This is a genomic window from Enterobacter sp. D2, from assembly GCF_034427575.1.
Taxonomy (GTDB): Bacteria; Pseudomonadota; Gammaproteobacteria; order Enterobacterales; family Enterobacteriaceae; genus Enterobacter; species Enterobacter cloacae_M.
The window spans coordinates 646,936-661,162 of sequence record NZ_JAXQPP010000002.1 but is presented as its reverse complement, the minus strand read 5'-3'; the positions used below and the strand labels follow the sequence as shown (position 1 = coordinate 661,162).

Below are 14,227 nucleotides of genomic sequence, written 5' to 3'. Positions count from 1 at the left end.
GCTCAAAGGGATTTAAATCCCCGTTTTTAGTGGGTAATAACGGGGTGGTTTGCGCAATCGGGCGGTTAGTCGAGCTCTGAGCAGTTCACGAGTTTCAGCGGATTAACGGAGTTCATATTGCGACACTTATCGGTTTCGGTGCTCATCAGTTCAATCCACTGCATCAGGAGTGTATCGAAAATGAGAACGGAGATTGCAAAGACAACCAGCCACCAGTATTTACGAATCATTGTGTCATTCCGCGAGAAGATCGCCAGTAAGGTGGGGGAAATATACACGAAAAACCGTGGTTGAAAAGCGGGAGAGGCGAAGGTTTACAATGCGTTGACGGAGAAGCGCAGGTAATAAAAAAGGCGCTTCCCCATGCCGAAGAGCGCCTTTTTAAACAAGCATTTAACTGATTAGTATCAGTTCATGCCGTATTTTTTCAGTTTCTTACGCAGAGTACCACGGTTTATACCCATCATCAGCGCAGCGCGGGTTTGGTTACCGCGGGTGTATTGCATCACCATGTCCAACAGTGGCTGTTCAACTTCAGCCAATACCAGCTCATACAGATCATTAACATCCTGACCATTCAGTTGAGCAAAATAGTTCTTCAGTGCCTGTTTAACCGAGTCACGCAGGGGCTTTTGAGTTACCTGGTCCTGAGAGTTAACGGTAGAAACGGTCAGTACGTCAGAATTTACGCGTTGTTCGAACATAGTTCTGTCAGCTCTTTATTTCATTACGCAAGATTTTCGAAGTATGCCTCCAACGCCTCCAGCTGTACGCTGGCATCCTCTATGGCGTTGAATGTGCGCCGAAACTGGTCATCTGGAGCGTGCTCCTGGAGATACCAGGAGACGTGTTTACGCGCAATTCGGTACCCTTTTGCCTGACCGTAGTGGTCATGCAGTTCCCGAACATGCGAACAAAGCAAGCGCTTAACCTCTGCCAGAGGCAGCGGGGCAAGCAGCTCCCCAGTGTCCAGATAATGCTGGATTTCCCGGAAGATCCAGGGTCTTCCCTGAGCTGCACGTCCTATCATCAGAGCATCAGCTCCCGTATAGTCGAGTACAGCCCTGGCTTTAAGCGGGTCAGTTATGTCGCCATTCGCGATAATCGGAATGGAAACTTTCTGCTTAACTGCCCGAATGCTGTCGTATTCAGCTTCACCGTTGAACAAACAGGCGCGAGTGCGTCCATGGATGGTCAGGGCCTGAATGCCACAGTCTTCGGCCAGTTGGGCAATCTCTACACAGTTACGGTGTTCCGGCGACCAACCCGTGCGAATCTTCAACGTAACAGGAACGTCCACCGCGCTGACAACCGCCGTCAGGATAGCTTTCACCTGGTCGGGGTATTGCAGAAGGGCTGAACCTGCAAGCTTGCGATTCACCTTTTTGGCCGGGCACCCCATATTGATATCAATAATCTGGGCACCACTTTCCACGTTAATCCGCGCGGCATCTGCCATCTCTTCAGGAACGCTTCCGGCAATTTGCACGGTGCGAATACCTGGTTCATCAACGTGCACCATCCGAAGGCGGGATTTATCGCTTTCCCAAACCTGCGGGTTAGACGACATCATCTCGGATACGGTTAAACCGGCTCCCATCTCATAGCACAGCGTCCTGAACGGCCGGTCTGTAATACCTGCCATTGGGGCTGCGATCAGGCGATTTCTAAGCTGGTGGTGTCCGATGCGCATGAGTTAAGAAATGACCATACTGTGACTGCAAGGCGGCGTATATTACGCATTTTTTGCACGAGATGAAAGGCCAAACTTTGAACAATCCACTGTTGTAGATCAAGGAATCGCCACCCAATCTTCCCGTTAAAAATTATTCATTATTTAAATCATTAAGTTATATGATAATGGTTATTTTATGGGCGCTTACAATTTCCCGTAACTTCTCATCATTTCTGAATAAATGCGTCGCTGAAGCGGGATAATCTGCTGTTTTTAGCAGCAGATTTCCCTTCTTCTTTGCGATCTGCGTCGCATTTTAGAACATGATCGTCATGCGAAAAATGCGTGTTATTCGACCACGACGCGCCCATGCAGCGACTGTACCGGACGGTTATTATCGTGATGCATTGTCTGGGTGAATCTGGCAAGTTGTTCTGCAGAAATCGTCAGGGGCTGTTTAAGTACAATCCAGGTAACGCCTTCTGAACACGGTGGAGTGGTCAGTGAACCGCTAAAGCGCCAGTACGTTTTATTTTTTGGCAGCAGTTTGTTCAGGTTGAGATCCTGTTTGATGGAGACGTTCTGCTCGGCCTGCTGAGGCATAACGCGCCACAGTTTTTCTAGCTCCGGGTTTGCGGTTCCTTTATCAAACATGACCGCCACCACCGTCAGTTCCCCACTGGCATTTTTATGAACCAGATGCATTTCCATCGCGTATCTCTTGCCATGTACGGTGTTTTCGCTCGGCGCGTGGAAATGGAACTGCTGTAACGTCCAGGTTTGCTTATCGAGAGTAAGAGTATCGCGGGTGTTCGCCTGTTCACCTGCCTGAATGGTATGGCCATTGTTTGTCAGCGTAACAGGGCCATCAACGTAGTGGGTTTGTAGCGGGGAGAGATGGGCGATAGCGGTCGAATCAATATTAATAGGGGACTGGTTCATTCCGCTTTGACAGGTCTTATATGCCTCGTCCAGCTCGCCCCAGTGTTGCGGTGAACCTTCCCCTTCATAGCTCCAGTGTGATGCGAATGCTGAAGCCGAGATCATGCTCAGCGCCAGCAACGCTGCCTTGCCTGTAACCTGTGTCATCATATTCTTCCGGTGAATTTTTGTAATACAAATCAACATGATTTGTAGGGTTATTTTACCGAAGAATGAACGGGGGAGAGAGGATTATCAGAGGGGGAGAGGCGTGGTCAGATGACCACGCCAGATTCTTATTTTTTACGACCGGTGATGCGGCACCACTCTTCTTTTTCCACTACCGGATCAAGGGCAAAGAGATCGGCGTAGGCTTCACACACGCTGTCGGCCTGGCTCGCCAGGATACCGGAAAGCCCCAGCAGACCGCCCTCAACGGGCAGCACGCTGATTAACGGAGCCAGTTCACGCAGCGGGCCCGCCAGAATGTTTGCGACCACCACATCGGCTTTCATGGCTTCTGGCTGACCATCCGGCAGATACAGCTCCAGACGATCGGAGACGCCGTTACGCTCGGCATTATCGCGGCTGGCCTGAATCGCCTGCGGATCGATATCGATCCCGATGGCTTTTGCCGCGCCCAGCTTCAGGGCTGCAATCGCGAGGATCCCGGATCCACAGCCGAAGTCGATCACGGTCTTACCGTCCAGATCGAGACCATCCAGCCACTGCAGGCACAGGGACGTGGTGGGGTGAGTGCCGGTACCAAACGCCAGACCCGGGTCGAGCATCACGTTGACCGCATTCTCGTCCGGGACGTCGCGCCAGCTTGGGCAGATCCACAGACGTTTGCCGAACTGCATCGGGTGGAAGTTATCCATCCACTCGCGTTCCCAGTCTTTGTCTTCCAGCTGTTCGATTTTATGCACGAAACCCGCGCCCAGCAGAGGATGATTCTCCAGAATCGCGACAACCTCTTTCATATCGGTTTCGGCATCAAACAGGCCAATAACGTCGGTATCACCCCACAGGCGGGTTTCGCCCGGCAGCGGCTCAAAGACCGGCGTGTCATGCGTGTCCTGGAAGGTGATAGAGACCGACCCGGCCTCCATCAGCGCATCGCTCAGCTCTTCGGCGTTCGCGCCGGTTGTGTTCAGTTTTAGTTGGATCCACGGCATGGCAAAACTCTTTATTTATCAGTAGAAATCATAGCGGGTTGTGGGACGGGCTGACCGAAACGGTTCCCCACCACAAACGCCAGTAAACTTAGCAGTAACGAAGGCACAATTGGATGGAAGCCCAGGTACTGAATCTTAAACGTTGCGAGGACGGCGTAAAGCACGCCGCCGACAATCATAGCGCTCAGCGCACCGGCGGCATTCGCGCGCTCCCAGTAGAGCCCTAACACCAGAGGCCACAGGAATACCGCTTCAAGCCCACCAAATGCCAGCAGGTTCAGCCAGATGATCATCTCCGGCGGGCGCCACGCGGCTAACAGCAGCAATGCCCCTAACGCCAGAGTAATAACGGCCGACATGCGCTTCAGGCGCCGTTCATTCTCTGCCTGGTCAGGACGCAGGTTCAGATAGAGATCTTTAATGATCGTAGCGGAACTTTGCAGCAGCTGAGCGTTGATGGTCGACATAATGGCGGCCATCGGTGCGGCGAGGAAGATCCCGGCGGCAAATGGCGGCAGTACTTTAACCATCAGGGTTGGGATAACCAGATCGGGTACGGTAAGGTCAGGAATAACTGCCCGACCTAACGCGCCTGCCAGGTGCATACCAAACATCAGGATTGCGACAACGATAGTGCCGATAATGATACCTCTGTGCACGGCTTTGCTGTCTTTGTAAGAGATACAGCGCACGGCGGTATGCGGCAGGCCAATCACCCCAAAGCATACCAACACCCAGAACGAGGTCATAAAGGTTGGCGAAAGGATGTCATCCGCGCCCTGTGGCGAAACCAGTTTTGGATCGATCGCCTCGAGCGTTTCAACCGCATGGCTCAGGCCACCAGCAGCATGCACAATGCCGACCAGCAGAACAAGGGTGCCAACAAGCATCACCAATCCCTGCATCGTATCGTTCAGCACGCTGGCGCGGAATCCGCCAAACGCGGTGTAGAGTGCGATACTCACCCCAAAGATGACGAGGCCTGTCTCGTAGGGAATTCCCGCCGCCGTTTCCAGCAGGCGTGCCCCGCCGATAAACTGCACCGTCATTGCGCCAATAAAGGCCACCAGCAGGCTTAAGCTGGCCAGCCACACCAGTAAACGGCTCTGATAGCGGGCAAACAGCATATCGTTGAGCGTCACGGCATTGTAACGGCGTGCCAGAATGGCAAATTTTTTACCCAGTATCCCCAGCGAGAGCCAGACGGCAGGAAGCTGGATCATCGCCAGCAGCACCCAGCCTAACCCGTATTTATAGGCTGCACCTGGCCCGCCGATAAACGAACTGGCGCTAATGTAGGTCGCGGTCAGCGTCATGGCCAGCACGACGCCGCCCATCGAGCGGCTGCCAAGAAAATACTCGTTCAGGAAGGTGCCCGTCGTTCTTTTACGCATGGCGTAAACGGATAAACCAAACACCACTAACAGGTAAGCGATAAGCGGCAGAATGACTTCAAGCTGCATCATCGTCCTCCAGCGGAATATCGCGATAGATGAATTTCACCATTGCCCAGCACAGCAGGATGAAGACCAGCGGTACCAGCAGACACGCCATTTCGAACCAGTGCGGCAGGCCGGTGATGCCAATAGCGGAGTCAGGTAAGTAAGCAGTTACTAACCATGCTGCGAGATAGAGAAGGGTCAGCCACAGCGCCCAGCGCGCTTCTTTATGGGCCTGAACAAAACGTTTGTCCATTTTTTGTCCCTTGTGGATGAAGAAAGCGGGGATTGTACATGATGAGGCTTTCCAGGCCCCAGAAATAAAAAAGGCCGGATAATCCGGCCTTTTAGCAACACAGGTCTCTTACTTCTCGTTCAGACCGAGTTTTTTCTCCAGATAGTGGATATTAGTTCCACCATTCTGGAAGTGCTCGTCGCTCATGATACGCATCTGCAGATCAACGTTGGTTTTGATACCGTCGATGATCAGTTCCTGCAGGGCGTTTTTCATGCGGGCAATCGCCACGTCACGGTTTTCGCCGTAGCAGATAAGCTTGCCGATCATTGAGTCATAGTACGGCGGTACGGTGTAACCGGCGTAGATATGAGACTCCCAGCGCACACCAAAGCCACCCGGCGCGTGGAAACGCGTGATTTTACCCGGGCTTGGCAGGAAGGTGTTCGGGTCTTCGGCGTTAATACGGCACTCTACCGCATGGCCTTTCACCACTACTTCTTCCTGCTTGATAGACAACGGCTGGCCCGCAGCGATACGCAGCTGTTCTTTGATCAGGTCAACGCCGGTGATCATTTCGGTAACCGGGTGTTCAACCTGAATACGGGTGTTCATTTCGATGAAATAGAACTCGCCGTTTTCGAACAGGAACTCAAAGGTACCTGCCCCGCGATAGCCGATATCGACACACGCTTTGGCGCAACGCTCGCCGATGTAGCGACGCAGTTCCGGAGTAATGCCCGGTGCTGGCGCTTCTTCGACCACTTTCTGGTGACGACGCTGCATGGAGCAGTCACGTTCTGCCAGATAGATCGCGTTACCCTGACCGTCAGCCAGCACCTGAATTTCGATGTGGCGTGGGTTTTCCAGGTATTTTTCCATGTATACCATGTCATTGCTGAAAGCGGCTTTCGCTTCTGCTTTGGTCATGGAGATGGACTGCGCCAGTTCAGCATCGCTACGCACAACGCGCATACCGCGACCGCCGCCGCCGCCGGACGCCTTGATGATAACCGGATAGCCAATGCGTTTAGCATGAGCACGGTTAGCATCCATGTCGTCGGTCAGAGGGCCGTCAGAGCCTGGTACGGTTGGAACACCGGCTTTTTTCATCGCGGTGATTGCAGACACTTTGTCGCCCATCAGGCGGATGGTGTCGGCTTTCGGGCCGATGAAGATGAAGCCAGAGCGTTCAACCTGCTCAGCAAAGTTGGCGTTCTCAGAGAGGAAGCCGTAACCCGGATGAATTGCCACCGCGCCGGTGATTTCAGCGGCGCTGATGATAGCCGGGATGTTCAGATAGCTTTTTACGGACGGAGCCGGGCCAATACAGACCGTCTCATCCGCCAGCAATACGTGTTTTAAATCGCGATCCGCGCTTGAGTGCACAGCGACGGTCTTGATGCCCAGTTCTTTACAGGCACGAAGAATACGCAGTGCGATCTCGCCGCGGTTGGCGATAACAATTTTATCCAGCATGTACGCCTCGTTACTCGATGACGACCAGCGGCTCGTCAAATTCAACCGGCTGACCACTTTCGACCAGAATCGCTTTCACAGTACCTGATTTGTCTGCTTCGATCTGGTTCATCATTTTCATCGCTTCAACGATGCACAGGGTATCGCCTACGTTGACTTTCTGACCCACTTCGATGAACGCTTTCGCATCCGGGCTCGGGGTGCGGTAGAAAGTACCAACCATTGGGGAACGTACGATGTGACCACTGATTTCTGCTGCAGCGGCAGGTGCGGCTTCAGCTGCTGGCGCAACGGCTGCGGAGAGCGCAGGCTGCTGCACTGGCGCAGCATAAGCCTGCTGCATTACCGGGAAGCTAGCGGCTGGGGCTGCACGGCTGATGCGTACAGACTCTTCGCCTTCAGAAATTTCCAGTTCGGAGATGCCTGATTCTTCAACCAGCTCGATCAGTTTTTTAATCTTACGAATATCCATGAGTGGGTTCCGTACTCTTGTTTAGTGTGATTGTGACAAGCGTTTTACCGCTGTCTGTAAAGCGTATGAATAGCCGTCTGCGCCCAGTCCACAGATAACGCCAGCAGCGATATCTGACAGATACGAATGGTGACGGAACGGCTCTCGGGCGTGCACATTACTCAGGTGGATCTCGATAAACGGGATACTCACCGCAAGCAGTGCGTCGCGGATAGCAACACTGGTGTGCGTAAACGCGGCCGGATTGATCAGGATATAGTCCACATTGTCTTTAGCCTGATGAATACGGTCGATGAGTGCGTACTCCGCATTCGACTGAAAATGATCCAAATCCACATTCAGTGACGCTGCTTCCGTTCCCAGACGGTTAACAATTTCACTCAATGTTAGCGTGCCGTACTTCTCTGGCTCACGGGTGCCGAGCATGTTCAGGTTCGGTCCGTTCAAAACTAAGATATGGAACTTATCAGTCATAATGCCGCTATCTCCTGCGATTTTCGGGTAAAAAACAAAATATACCTTCGAAACGCTAATGTCACCTTTTCAGAGGCTTAAAACCGCTGTCAGGCGAACCAAGGTCGCACATTATAACGATTTCGTAGCATTTAGCAGCTAAATACTGGTCTTATCAGGGAAGATTATCAACCGCTATCCGAAAAAGATTTGCGGTTGACGGGTAATCTGCGGGAAAACGCACAGTTTCGCGAACTATCGCAACCACTGGCGGAACTTCTTGTAACGCCATGCCAAAAGCGCCGCGGCCGCCAGTGCATAAAGGATCGGCTGTGGCGAGAGGATCTTCACCGACCACAGGTAATGAATGGGAGCGAGGATCGCGACAAGATAGACGAAGTTGTGCAGAAGCTGCCAGCGCCTGCCCAGTTTTCGCTGCGCATATTGCGTGGATGTCAGCGCTAACGCCAGTAAAACCACCCAGCTCACGATACCCAGCGTCAGATAAGGACGTGTCACCAGTTCGCGGCCAAGCAGCGCCAGATTGTTAATTCCCAGTTCCAGCAGGGCGTAGCTGGTGAGGTGCAGCGTCGCCCAGGCAAAACACCATAGCCCTAACAGCCGACGGGTGCGTATCAATAAGGGCTGTTTAGCGTAGCGCGCCAGCGGCGAGACGAGCAAGGTGGCCAGCAAAAATTTCAGAGCCATCCGACCGGTAAAATGCTGGATATCCTTTGCCGGGTCTGCGCTAAAGAGCCCCTGGCTGGCGGCCCAGAACAGCCATATAAAAGGAAGCAGCCCGGCCAGGTGCAGCAGCACTTTCAGCCAGGTAATCTGTTTTGCCGTTAAACGCACTCAGAAATTCTCCCGTAAGTTGAGACCACGGTAAAGCGAAGCCACTTCATCCGCATAGCCGTTAAACAGCAGCGTCGGCTGGCGCTTTACGTCCAGCGCACCGCCGGAACCAATAAACCGCTCGGTTGCCTGCGACCAGCGCGGATGATCCACGTGCGGGTTCACGTTGGCGAAGAAGCCGTATTCGTCCGGGGCCGCCAGATTCCAGGTGGTTGGCGGACGTTCACGGGTAAGCTTAATGCTGACGATAGATTTAATCCCTTTGAAGCCATATTTCCACGGTACGGTTAAACGGATGGGGGCACCGTTCTGCGGCGGAAGCGCTTTGCCATAAACGCCAACGGTCAGCAGGGTAAGGGGGTGCATAGCTTCGTCGAGACGTAACCCTTCCACATACGGATACTCAAGCCCGCCGCCGATAAACCGATCTTTCTGCCCGGGCATCTCGTCAGGCGCATAGCGCGTCTGGAAAGCGACATATTTCGCATTGCTGGTGGGTTCAACCATCGCCAGCAGCTTATGAAGCGGGAAGCCGACCCAGGGCACCACCATCGACCAGGCTTCCACGCAGCGCATGCGATAGATACGCTCTTCGAGCGGGAAGCGGGTAGTGAGATCGTGGTGGTCCAGCGTCAGGGGTTTCGCCACTTCACCATCAATTTTCAGCGTCCACGGATCGGTTTTGAGGCTCCCCGCGTTGGCGGCAGGATCGGCCTTATCGAGACCAAATTCGTAGAAGTTGTTGTAGCCGGTAACTTTATCTTCCGGCGTGAGCGTCAGCTTGTTTTGCCATTCGGCCGGTTTCGTAAAGGTGAGCGGGGCGCCGGATGGAGCCTTTGGCCGATCGTTGCCTTTAAACCAGTCGAGCAGGTCGGCGTGTGCCGCTGGAGAGAGCGTCAGGGCAGTGGCGCTGATGCCAAGCATTTTCAGGATCTGGCGGCGCTGTAACATAAAGACAGACTCAGACGTTACGTCGGCTTCCGTCAGTTTTCGGTTTTTCATGGCATCCTCCGTCATGCGTTTTTCTAAGCATGACGGAGGAGAGGGATTCGCGCGAATATGTCACGAAAATTTGAAGATTAGGCGATTTTCACCAGCGCGCGGCCGTGGAACTGGTTGTCCATGATCTTACTGGCGTATTCCGGCGCCTGGCTGAGGGTTATCTCCGTTGCGCTCTGGGTATAGAAAGATTCCGGCAGATCTCGCACCAGCCGTTCCCAGGCTTCATGACGACGGGCCGCAGGGGTCATCACGGAATCCACACCCTGCAGGCGTACGTTACGCAGAATAAATGGCATCACGGTGGTTGGCAGGGCAAATCCGCCTGCCAGACCGCAGGCTGCCACGCATCCGCCGTAGTTCATCTGCGCCAGGACTTTTGCCAGCACCTTATCGCCGACGGTATCCACCGCCCCTGCCCAAACCTGTTTTTCCAGCGGACGGGTTTCGGCAAATTCGTCGCGCCTGAGAATGCGGCTGGCGCCGAGCTGGCGCAGATAGTCATGGGTACTTTCTCGGCCGGAAACCGCAGCGACCTGATAGCCCAGCTTGTGGAGCAGCGTGACAGCCGTGCTGCCCACGCCGCCGCTGGCACCGGTGACGACAATTTCCCCTGACTCAGGGCGGATACCCGCATCTTCCAGCGCCATCACGCACAGCATGGCGGTAAAGCCTGCCGTGCCGACGATCATTGCCTTGCGGCCATCCATGCCTTTCGGCACAGGCACCAGCCAGTCGCCCTTCACGCGCGCCTGCGTTGCCAGCCCGCCCCAGTGATTTTCACCCACACCCCAGCCGGTGAGCAGTACATGCTGGCCTGGATGGAAGCGCGGATCCTCGCTGGTATGAACCCGGCCAGCGAAATCAATCCCCGGCACCATAGGGAAATTTCGGATGATTTTACCCTTACCGGTAATAGCCAGCGCATCTTTATAATTTAAACTGGACCAGTCGATGTCGACGGTTACGTCGCCTTCCGGCAGGCGACTCTCTTCAACCGCCTGCACTGAGGCAAGCGTTTTGCCGTCCTGCTGTTCTAAGATCAAAGCCTGCATACGGTGTCCTCACGACTCAGATGATTGGAAAATAATTTCTGAAGACTATACTCGCTCAGGGAAACGCAGTGCCGATTTAACGCAATAAATTGCCAGATACACCTGATTTGGTAGTATGCCGCATTTGAAATGCAAGTTAGCGCTCACTCGCTACCCCATCAACCCACGGAGTAATCTCAAGGATGCGATTAACGACGAAGTTCTCAGCTTTTATCACCTTGCTGACGGGGCTTACCATCTTTGTCACCCTTCTGGGCTGCTCTCTGAGCTTTTACAATGCCATCCAGGACAAACTGGTCAACCGGGTACAGTCTGTCGCGTCGGTAATTGATACTCGTCTGCTAACGACGCCGCTACCAACGCTCACCAGTGAGCTTGATGAGTTGATGGTACCTGTTGATATTGTTCAGATCGACATTCTGCAGGGAAAGCATCGTGTTTTAAGCCACGAACGACCGGGAAGCTATCGCCCCGCGGGCGTGGTAAGCCAGTATCGGGAAGTGACGGTGCATTCCCTTAAAAATCCGGGGATGACCATACGCATGGTCTACCTCGATCCGATGGCCAGCTATTTTCGTTCCATGATGACCACCGCGCCGCTCACCGTCGCCGTTGCGTTTATCGTCCTGCTGATCTTTCTCGCGGTCCGCTGGCTGCGCCGCCAGCTTTACGGTCAGGAGCTGCTGGAGATGCGCTCCGTGCGGATCCTGAACGGTGAACGCGGCCCGCAGGTGCGTGGCTCCGTTCACGAGTGGCCGTCACGCGCCAGCAGCGCGCTCGATACCCTGCTCTCCGAAATCCAGTTTGCCAGCGACCAGCGCAGCCGTATGGATACGCTGATCCGCTCTTATGCGGCGCAGGATAATAAAACCGGCCTTAACAACCGTCTTTTCTTTGATAATCAGCTCGCCACGCTGCTCGACGATTCAGAGAAAGTGGGGACTCACGGGGTGGTGATGATGATTCGCCTGCCCGATTTCGATCTCCTGCGCGACACCTGGGGACAGCGGGCCGCGGAAGAAAATCTCTTTACGCTGATCAACCTGCTCTCCACCTTTATTATGCGCTACCCGGGCGCGCTGCTGGCCCGCTATCACCGCAGCGACTTTGCCGTGCTGTTGCCTCATCGTACGCTGAAGGAATCCGAAAGCATCGCCAGCCAGCTGCTGAAGGCGGTAGATGCGCTGCCGCAGAGCAAAATGCTCGACAGGGACGATATGGTCCACATGGGGATCTGCGCCTGGCGTGGCGGACAATCCACCGAGCAGGTGATGGAACATGCGGAAGCCGCTACCCGCAACGCCGTGTTGCAGGGGGCCAACGGATGGGCGGTTTACGATGACTCGCTGCCGGAAAAAGGGCGCGGCAACGTGCGCTGGCGCACGCTGATTGAGCAAATGCTTAGCCGCGGCGGTCCACGTATTTATCAAAAACCCGCGGTCATGAAAAACGGCAACGTTCATCATCGTGAACTGATGTGTCGTATTTTTGACGGCACCGAAGAGGTCATCTCTGCGGAATATCTGCCGATGGTGCTGCAATTTGGCCTGTCGGAAGAGTATGACCGCCAGCAAATTACCCGGCTGATTCCGTTTTTATCCTTCTGGCCTGAAGAAAACCTGGCGTTGCAGGTCACCGTGGAGTCGTTAATACGCCCACGTTTTCAGCGCTGGCTACGTGATACGTTAATGCAATGCGAAAAATCGCAGCGTAAACACATTATTTTTGAACTTGCTGAGGCCGATGTAGGTCAACACATCAGCCGGTTACGTCCGGTGGTACGTTTGATCAATGCGCTCGGTGCACGTATCGCTGTGACGCAGGCAGGTTTAACGCTGGTCAGCACCAACTGGATCAAGGAGCTGGATGTAGAGTTATTAAAGCTACATCCGGGGCTGGTAAGGAATATTGAGAAGCGTACGGAAAACCAGCTGCTGGTACAGAGTCTGGTAGAAGCGTGCAAGGGTACGCGAACACAAGTATTTGCCACGGGCGTGCGCTCCAGAAGCGAATGGCAGATGTTAACAGCGCGCGGCGTGATGGGCGGTCAGGGGGATTTTTTTGCTGCCTCTCAACCGCTTGACACCAACGTGAAAAAATATTTGCAAAGATACTCTGTTTGACCTGCCGTTTACGCTGTTTTCACGTAGAATATCGCGCCTGTAGCTTTGAGTATGTCGAGCAAAAAGCCAGTGAACGACCTGTAACGGGTTACAAACGTCAGTGGGGAACGCTACTGTTTACTCAGCCCTGAGGGAGTCAGGGGATGATTTTGTAACATCAGGAAACGTACTGCACAAATTTTCACCGTTGCAGATGATTTTTGCGCCTTGTCGCTGCTGCGTGTGGTTGGTAAAGTAAGCGGATTTTGTTTTCCGCCCCAGCTTTCAGGATTATCCCTTAGTATGTTGAAAAAATTTCGTGGCATGTTTTCCAATGACCTGTCCATTGACCTGGGTACCGCGAATACCCTTATTTATGTAAAAGGACAAGGCATCGTATTGAATGAGCCTTCCGTTGTGGCCATTCGTCAGGATCGTGCAGGCTCGCCGAAAAGCGTGGCTGCAGTGGGTCATGACGCGAAGCAGATGCTGGGTCGTACCCCTGGCAACATCGCCGCTATTCGCCCAATGAAAGACGGCGTTATCGCCGACTTCTTCGTGACTGAAAAAATGCTTCAGCACTTCATCAAGCAGGTTCACAGCAACAGCTTCATGCGTCCAAGCCCGCGTGTTCTGGTGTGTGTGCCGGTTGGCGCAACCCAGGTAGAGCGTCGCGCAATCCGTGAATCTGCCCAGGGTGCAGGTGCACGTGAAGTATTCCTGATTGAAGAGCCAATGGCTGCGGCCATCGGTGCGGGCCTGCCTGTTTCCGAAGCTACCGGTTCTATGGTGGTGGATATCGGTGGTGGTACCACTGAAGTGGCCGTTATCTCTCTGAACGGCGTGGTGTACTCCTCTTCCGTACGTATCGGTGGTGACCGCTTCGATGAAGCCATCATTAATTATGTTCGCCGTAACTACGGCTCTCTGATCGGTGAAGCCACCGCAGAGCGTATCAAACACGAAATCGGCTCTGCGTATCCGGGCGATGAAGTGCGTGAGATCGAAGTGCGTGGCCGTAACCTGGCTGAAGGTGTTCCACGCGGTTTCACCCTGAACTCCAACGAAATTCTGGAAGCTCTGCAGGAACCACTGACGGGCATCGTGAGCGCGGTAATGGTTGCGCTGGAACAGTGCCCACCAGAGCTGGCGTCCGATATCTCCGAGCGCGGTATGGTTCTGACCGGTGGTGGTGCGCTGCTGCGTAACCTCGACCGCCTGTTAATGGAAGAGACAGGTATTCCTGTCGTAGTTGCAGAAGATCCACTGACTTGCGTCGCCCGTGGTGGTGGCAAGGCGCTGGAAATGATCGACATGCACGGCGGCGATTTGTTCAGCGAAGAGTAGTCGAGTTTGAGAGGGTA

At 53.9% G+C, this 14,227-nt stretch carries 15 protein-coding genes; 2 read left to right on the top strand and 13 right to left on the bottom strand.

Features of this window, described 5'->3' with window-relative positions; all coding sequences use genetic code 11:
- Positions 1 to 65: 65 nt before the first annotated feature.
- The 13 genes from SPG90_RS15415 to SPG90_RS15355 all read right to left on the bottom strand — a co-directional run bounded on the left by SPG90_RS15415 (position 66) and on the right by SPG90_RS15355 (position 10,761).
- Positions 66 to 230, bottom strand: a complete 165-nt coding sequence (locus SPG90_RS15415) for a DUF2556 family protein (RefSeq protein ID WP_023309432.1) — start codon at positions 228 to 230, stop codon at positions 66 to 68.
- A 177-nt stretch (positions 231 to 407) separates the two neighbouring features.
- A complete protein-coding gene (gene fis, locus SPG90_RS15410; RefSeq protein ID WP_000462905.1) occupies positions 408 to 704 on the bottom strand; it encodes a DNA-binding transcriptional regulator Fis in 297 nt (98 codons plus the stop codon).
- 23 nt (positions 705 to 727) lie between these two features.
- Positions 728 to 1,693, bottom strand: coding sequence for a tRNA dihydrouridine synthase DusB (gene dusB, locus SPG90_RS15405; protein WP_023309409.1), 966 nt, complete (start codon positions 1,691 to 1,693; stop codon positions 728 to 730).
- Positions 1,694 to 2,023: 330 nt separating this feature from the next.
- Entirely contained in the window at positions 2,024 to 2,764 is a 741-nt protein-coding gene (locus SPG90_RS15400) for a carbonic anhydrase (protein ID WP_032667954.1), read from the bottom strand.
- A 128-nt stretch (positions 2,765 to 2,892) separates the two neighbouring features.
- Positions 2,893 to 3,774: a 50S ribosomal protein L11 methyltransferase gene (prmA, locus tag SPG90_RS15395; RefSeq protein ID WP_023309407.1), complete on the bottom strand. Its 882-nt coding sequence runs from the start codon at positions 3,772 to 3,774 to the stop codon at positions 2,893 to 2,895.
- An 11-nt stretch (positions 3,775 to 3,785) separates the two neighbouring features.
- Positions 3,786 to 5,237: a sodium/pantothenate symporter gene (gene panF, locus SPG90_RS15390; protein ID WP_045355372.1), complete on the bottom strand. Its 1,452-nt coding sequence runs from the start codon at positions 5,235 to 5,237 to the stop codon at positions 3,786 to 3,788.
- The gene (locus SPG90_RS15385) at positions 5,227 to 5,469 is read right to left on the bottom strand and encodes a YhdT family protein (RefSeq protein ID WP_006178860.1); all 243 of its coding nucleotides are present in this window, start codon (positions 5,467 to 5,469) and stop codon (positions 5,227 to 5,229) included. Before SPG90_RS15385 ends, panF begins: the two co-directional genes overlap by 11 nt.
- Before the next feature lie 108 nt (positions 5,470 to 5,577).
- On the bottom strand, positions 5,578 to 6,927 hold the full coding sequence (gene accC / locus SPG90_RS15380; protein ID WP_003860388.1) for an acetyl-CoA carboxylase biotin carboxylase subunit: 1,350 nt from the start codon (positions 6,925 to 6,927) through the stop codon (positions 5,578 to 5,580).
- A 10-nt stretch (positions 6,928 to 6,937) separates the two neighbouring features.
- Positions 6,938 to 7,399, bottom strand: coding sequence for an acetyl-CoA carboxylase biotin carboxyl carrier protein (gene accB, locus SPG90_RS15375; protein WP_010436174.1), 462 nt, complete (start codon positions 7,397 to 7,399; stop codon positions 6,938 to 6,940).
- Positions 7,400 to 7,420: 21 nt separating this feature from the next.
- Complete coding sequence (gene aroQ, locus SPG90_RS15370; protein ID WP_023309405.1) at positions 7,421 to 7,873, bottom strand: type II 3-dehydroquinate dehydratase; 453 nt, start codon at positions 7,871 to 7,873, stop codon at positions 7,421 to 7,423.
- A gap of 234 nt (positions 7,874 to 8,107) precedes the next feature.
- Positions 8,108 to 8,707 (bottom strand): protein-methionine-sulfoxide reductase heme-binding subunit MsrQ, encoded by a 600-nt coding sequence (gene msrQ / locus SPG90_RS15365; protein WP_047174083.1) that lies wholly within the window; start codon positions 8,705 to 8,707, stop codon positions 8,108 to 8,110.
- The gene (gene msrP, locus SPG90_RS15360; protein WP_032659657.1) at positions 8,708 to 9,709 is read right to left on the bottom strand and encodes a protein-methionine-sulfoxide reductase catalytic subunit MsrP; all 1,002 of its coding nucleotides are present in this window, start codon (positions 9,707 to 9,709) and stop codon (positions 8,708 to 8,710) included. It abuts the gene before it with no gap.
- Between the two features lie 77 nt (positions 9,710 to 9,786).
- Positions 9,787 to 10,761, bottom strand: a complete 975-nt coding sequence (locus SPG90_RS15355) for an MDR family oxidoreductase (RefSeq protein ID WP_322408222.1) — start codon at positions 10,759 to 10,761, stop codon at positions 9,787 to 9,789.
- Between the two features lie 182 nt (positions 10,762 to 10,943).
- On the opposite strand from SPG90_RS15355, the gene csrD reads away from it, so the two are divergent.
- Complete coding sequence (gene csrD, locus SPG90_RS15350) at positions 10,944 to 12,884, top strand: RNase E specificity factor CsrD (protein ID WP_322408221.1); 1,941 nt, start codon at positions 10,944 to 10,946, stop codon at positions 12,882 to 12,884.
- A gap of 282 nt (positions 12,885 to 13,166) precedes the next feature.
- A complete protein-coding gene (mreB, locus tag SPG90_RS15345) occupies positions 13,167 to 14,210 on the top strand; it encodes a rod shape-determining protein MreB (protein WP_000913396.1) in 1,044 nt (347 codons plus the stop codon).
- The last annotated feature ends 17 nt before the right edge of the window (positions 14,211 to 14,227 follow it).

Bases quoted from the DNA above. Each gene is read 5' to 3' on its own strand.
- SPG90_RS15415 (WP_023309432.1), bottom strand. From the start codon at position 230: ATGATTCGTAAATACTGGTGGCTGGTTGTCTTTGCAATCTCCGTTCTC.
- fis (WP_000462905.1), bottom strand. From the start codon at position 704: ATGTTCGAACAACGCGTAAATTCTGACGTACTGACCGTTTCTACCGTT.
- dusB (WP_023309409.1), bottom strand. From the start codon at position 1,693: ATGCGCATCGGACACCACCAGCTTAGAAATCGCCTGATCGCAGCCCCA.
- SPG90_RS15400 (WP_032667954.1), bottom strand. From the start codon at position 2,764: ATGACACAGGTTACAGGCAAGGCAGCGTTGCTGGCGCTGAGCATGATC.
- prmA (WP_023309407.1), bottom strand. From the start codon at position 3,774: ATGCCGTGGATCCAACTAAAACTGAACACAACCGGCGCGAACGCCGAA.
- panF (WP_045355372.1), bottom strand. From the start codon at position 5,237: ATGCAGCTTGAAGTCATTCTGCCGCTTATCGCTTACCTGTTAGTGGTG.
- SPG90_RS15385 (WP_006178860.1), bottom strand. From the start codon at position 5,469: ATGGACAAACGTTTTGTTCAGGCCCATAAAGAAGCGCGCTGGGCGCTG.
- accC (WP_003860388.1), bottom strand. From the start codon at position 6,927: ATGCTGGATAAAATTGTTATCGCCAACCGCGGCGAGATCGCACTGCGT.
- accB (WP_010436174.1), bottom strand. From the start codon at position 7,399: ATGGATATTCGTAAGATTAAAAAACTGATCGAGCTGGTTGAAGAATCA.
- aroQ (WP_023309405.1), bottom strand. From the start codon at position 7,873: ATGACTGATAAGTTCCATATCTTAGTTTTGAACGGACCGAACCTGAAC.
- msrP (WP_032659657.1), bottom strand. From the start codon at position 9,709: ATGAAAAACCGAAAACTGACGGAAGCCGACGTAACGTCTGAGTCTGTC.
- SPG90_RS15355 (WP_322408222.1), bottom strand. From the start codon at position 10,761: ATGCAGGCTTTGATCTTAGAACAGCAGGACGGCAAAACGCTTGCCTCA.
- csrD (WP_322408221.1), top strand. From the start codon at position 10,944: ATGCGATTAACGACGAAGTTCTCAGCTTTTATCACCTTGCTGACGGGG.
- mreB (WP_000913396.1), top strand. From the start codon at position 13,167: ATGTTGAAAAAATTTCGTGGCATGTTTTCCAATGACCTGTCCATTGAC.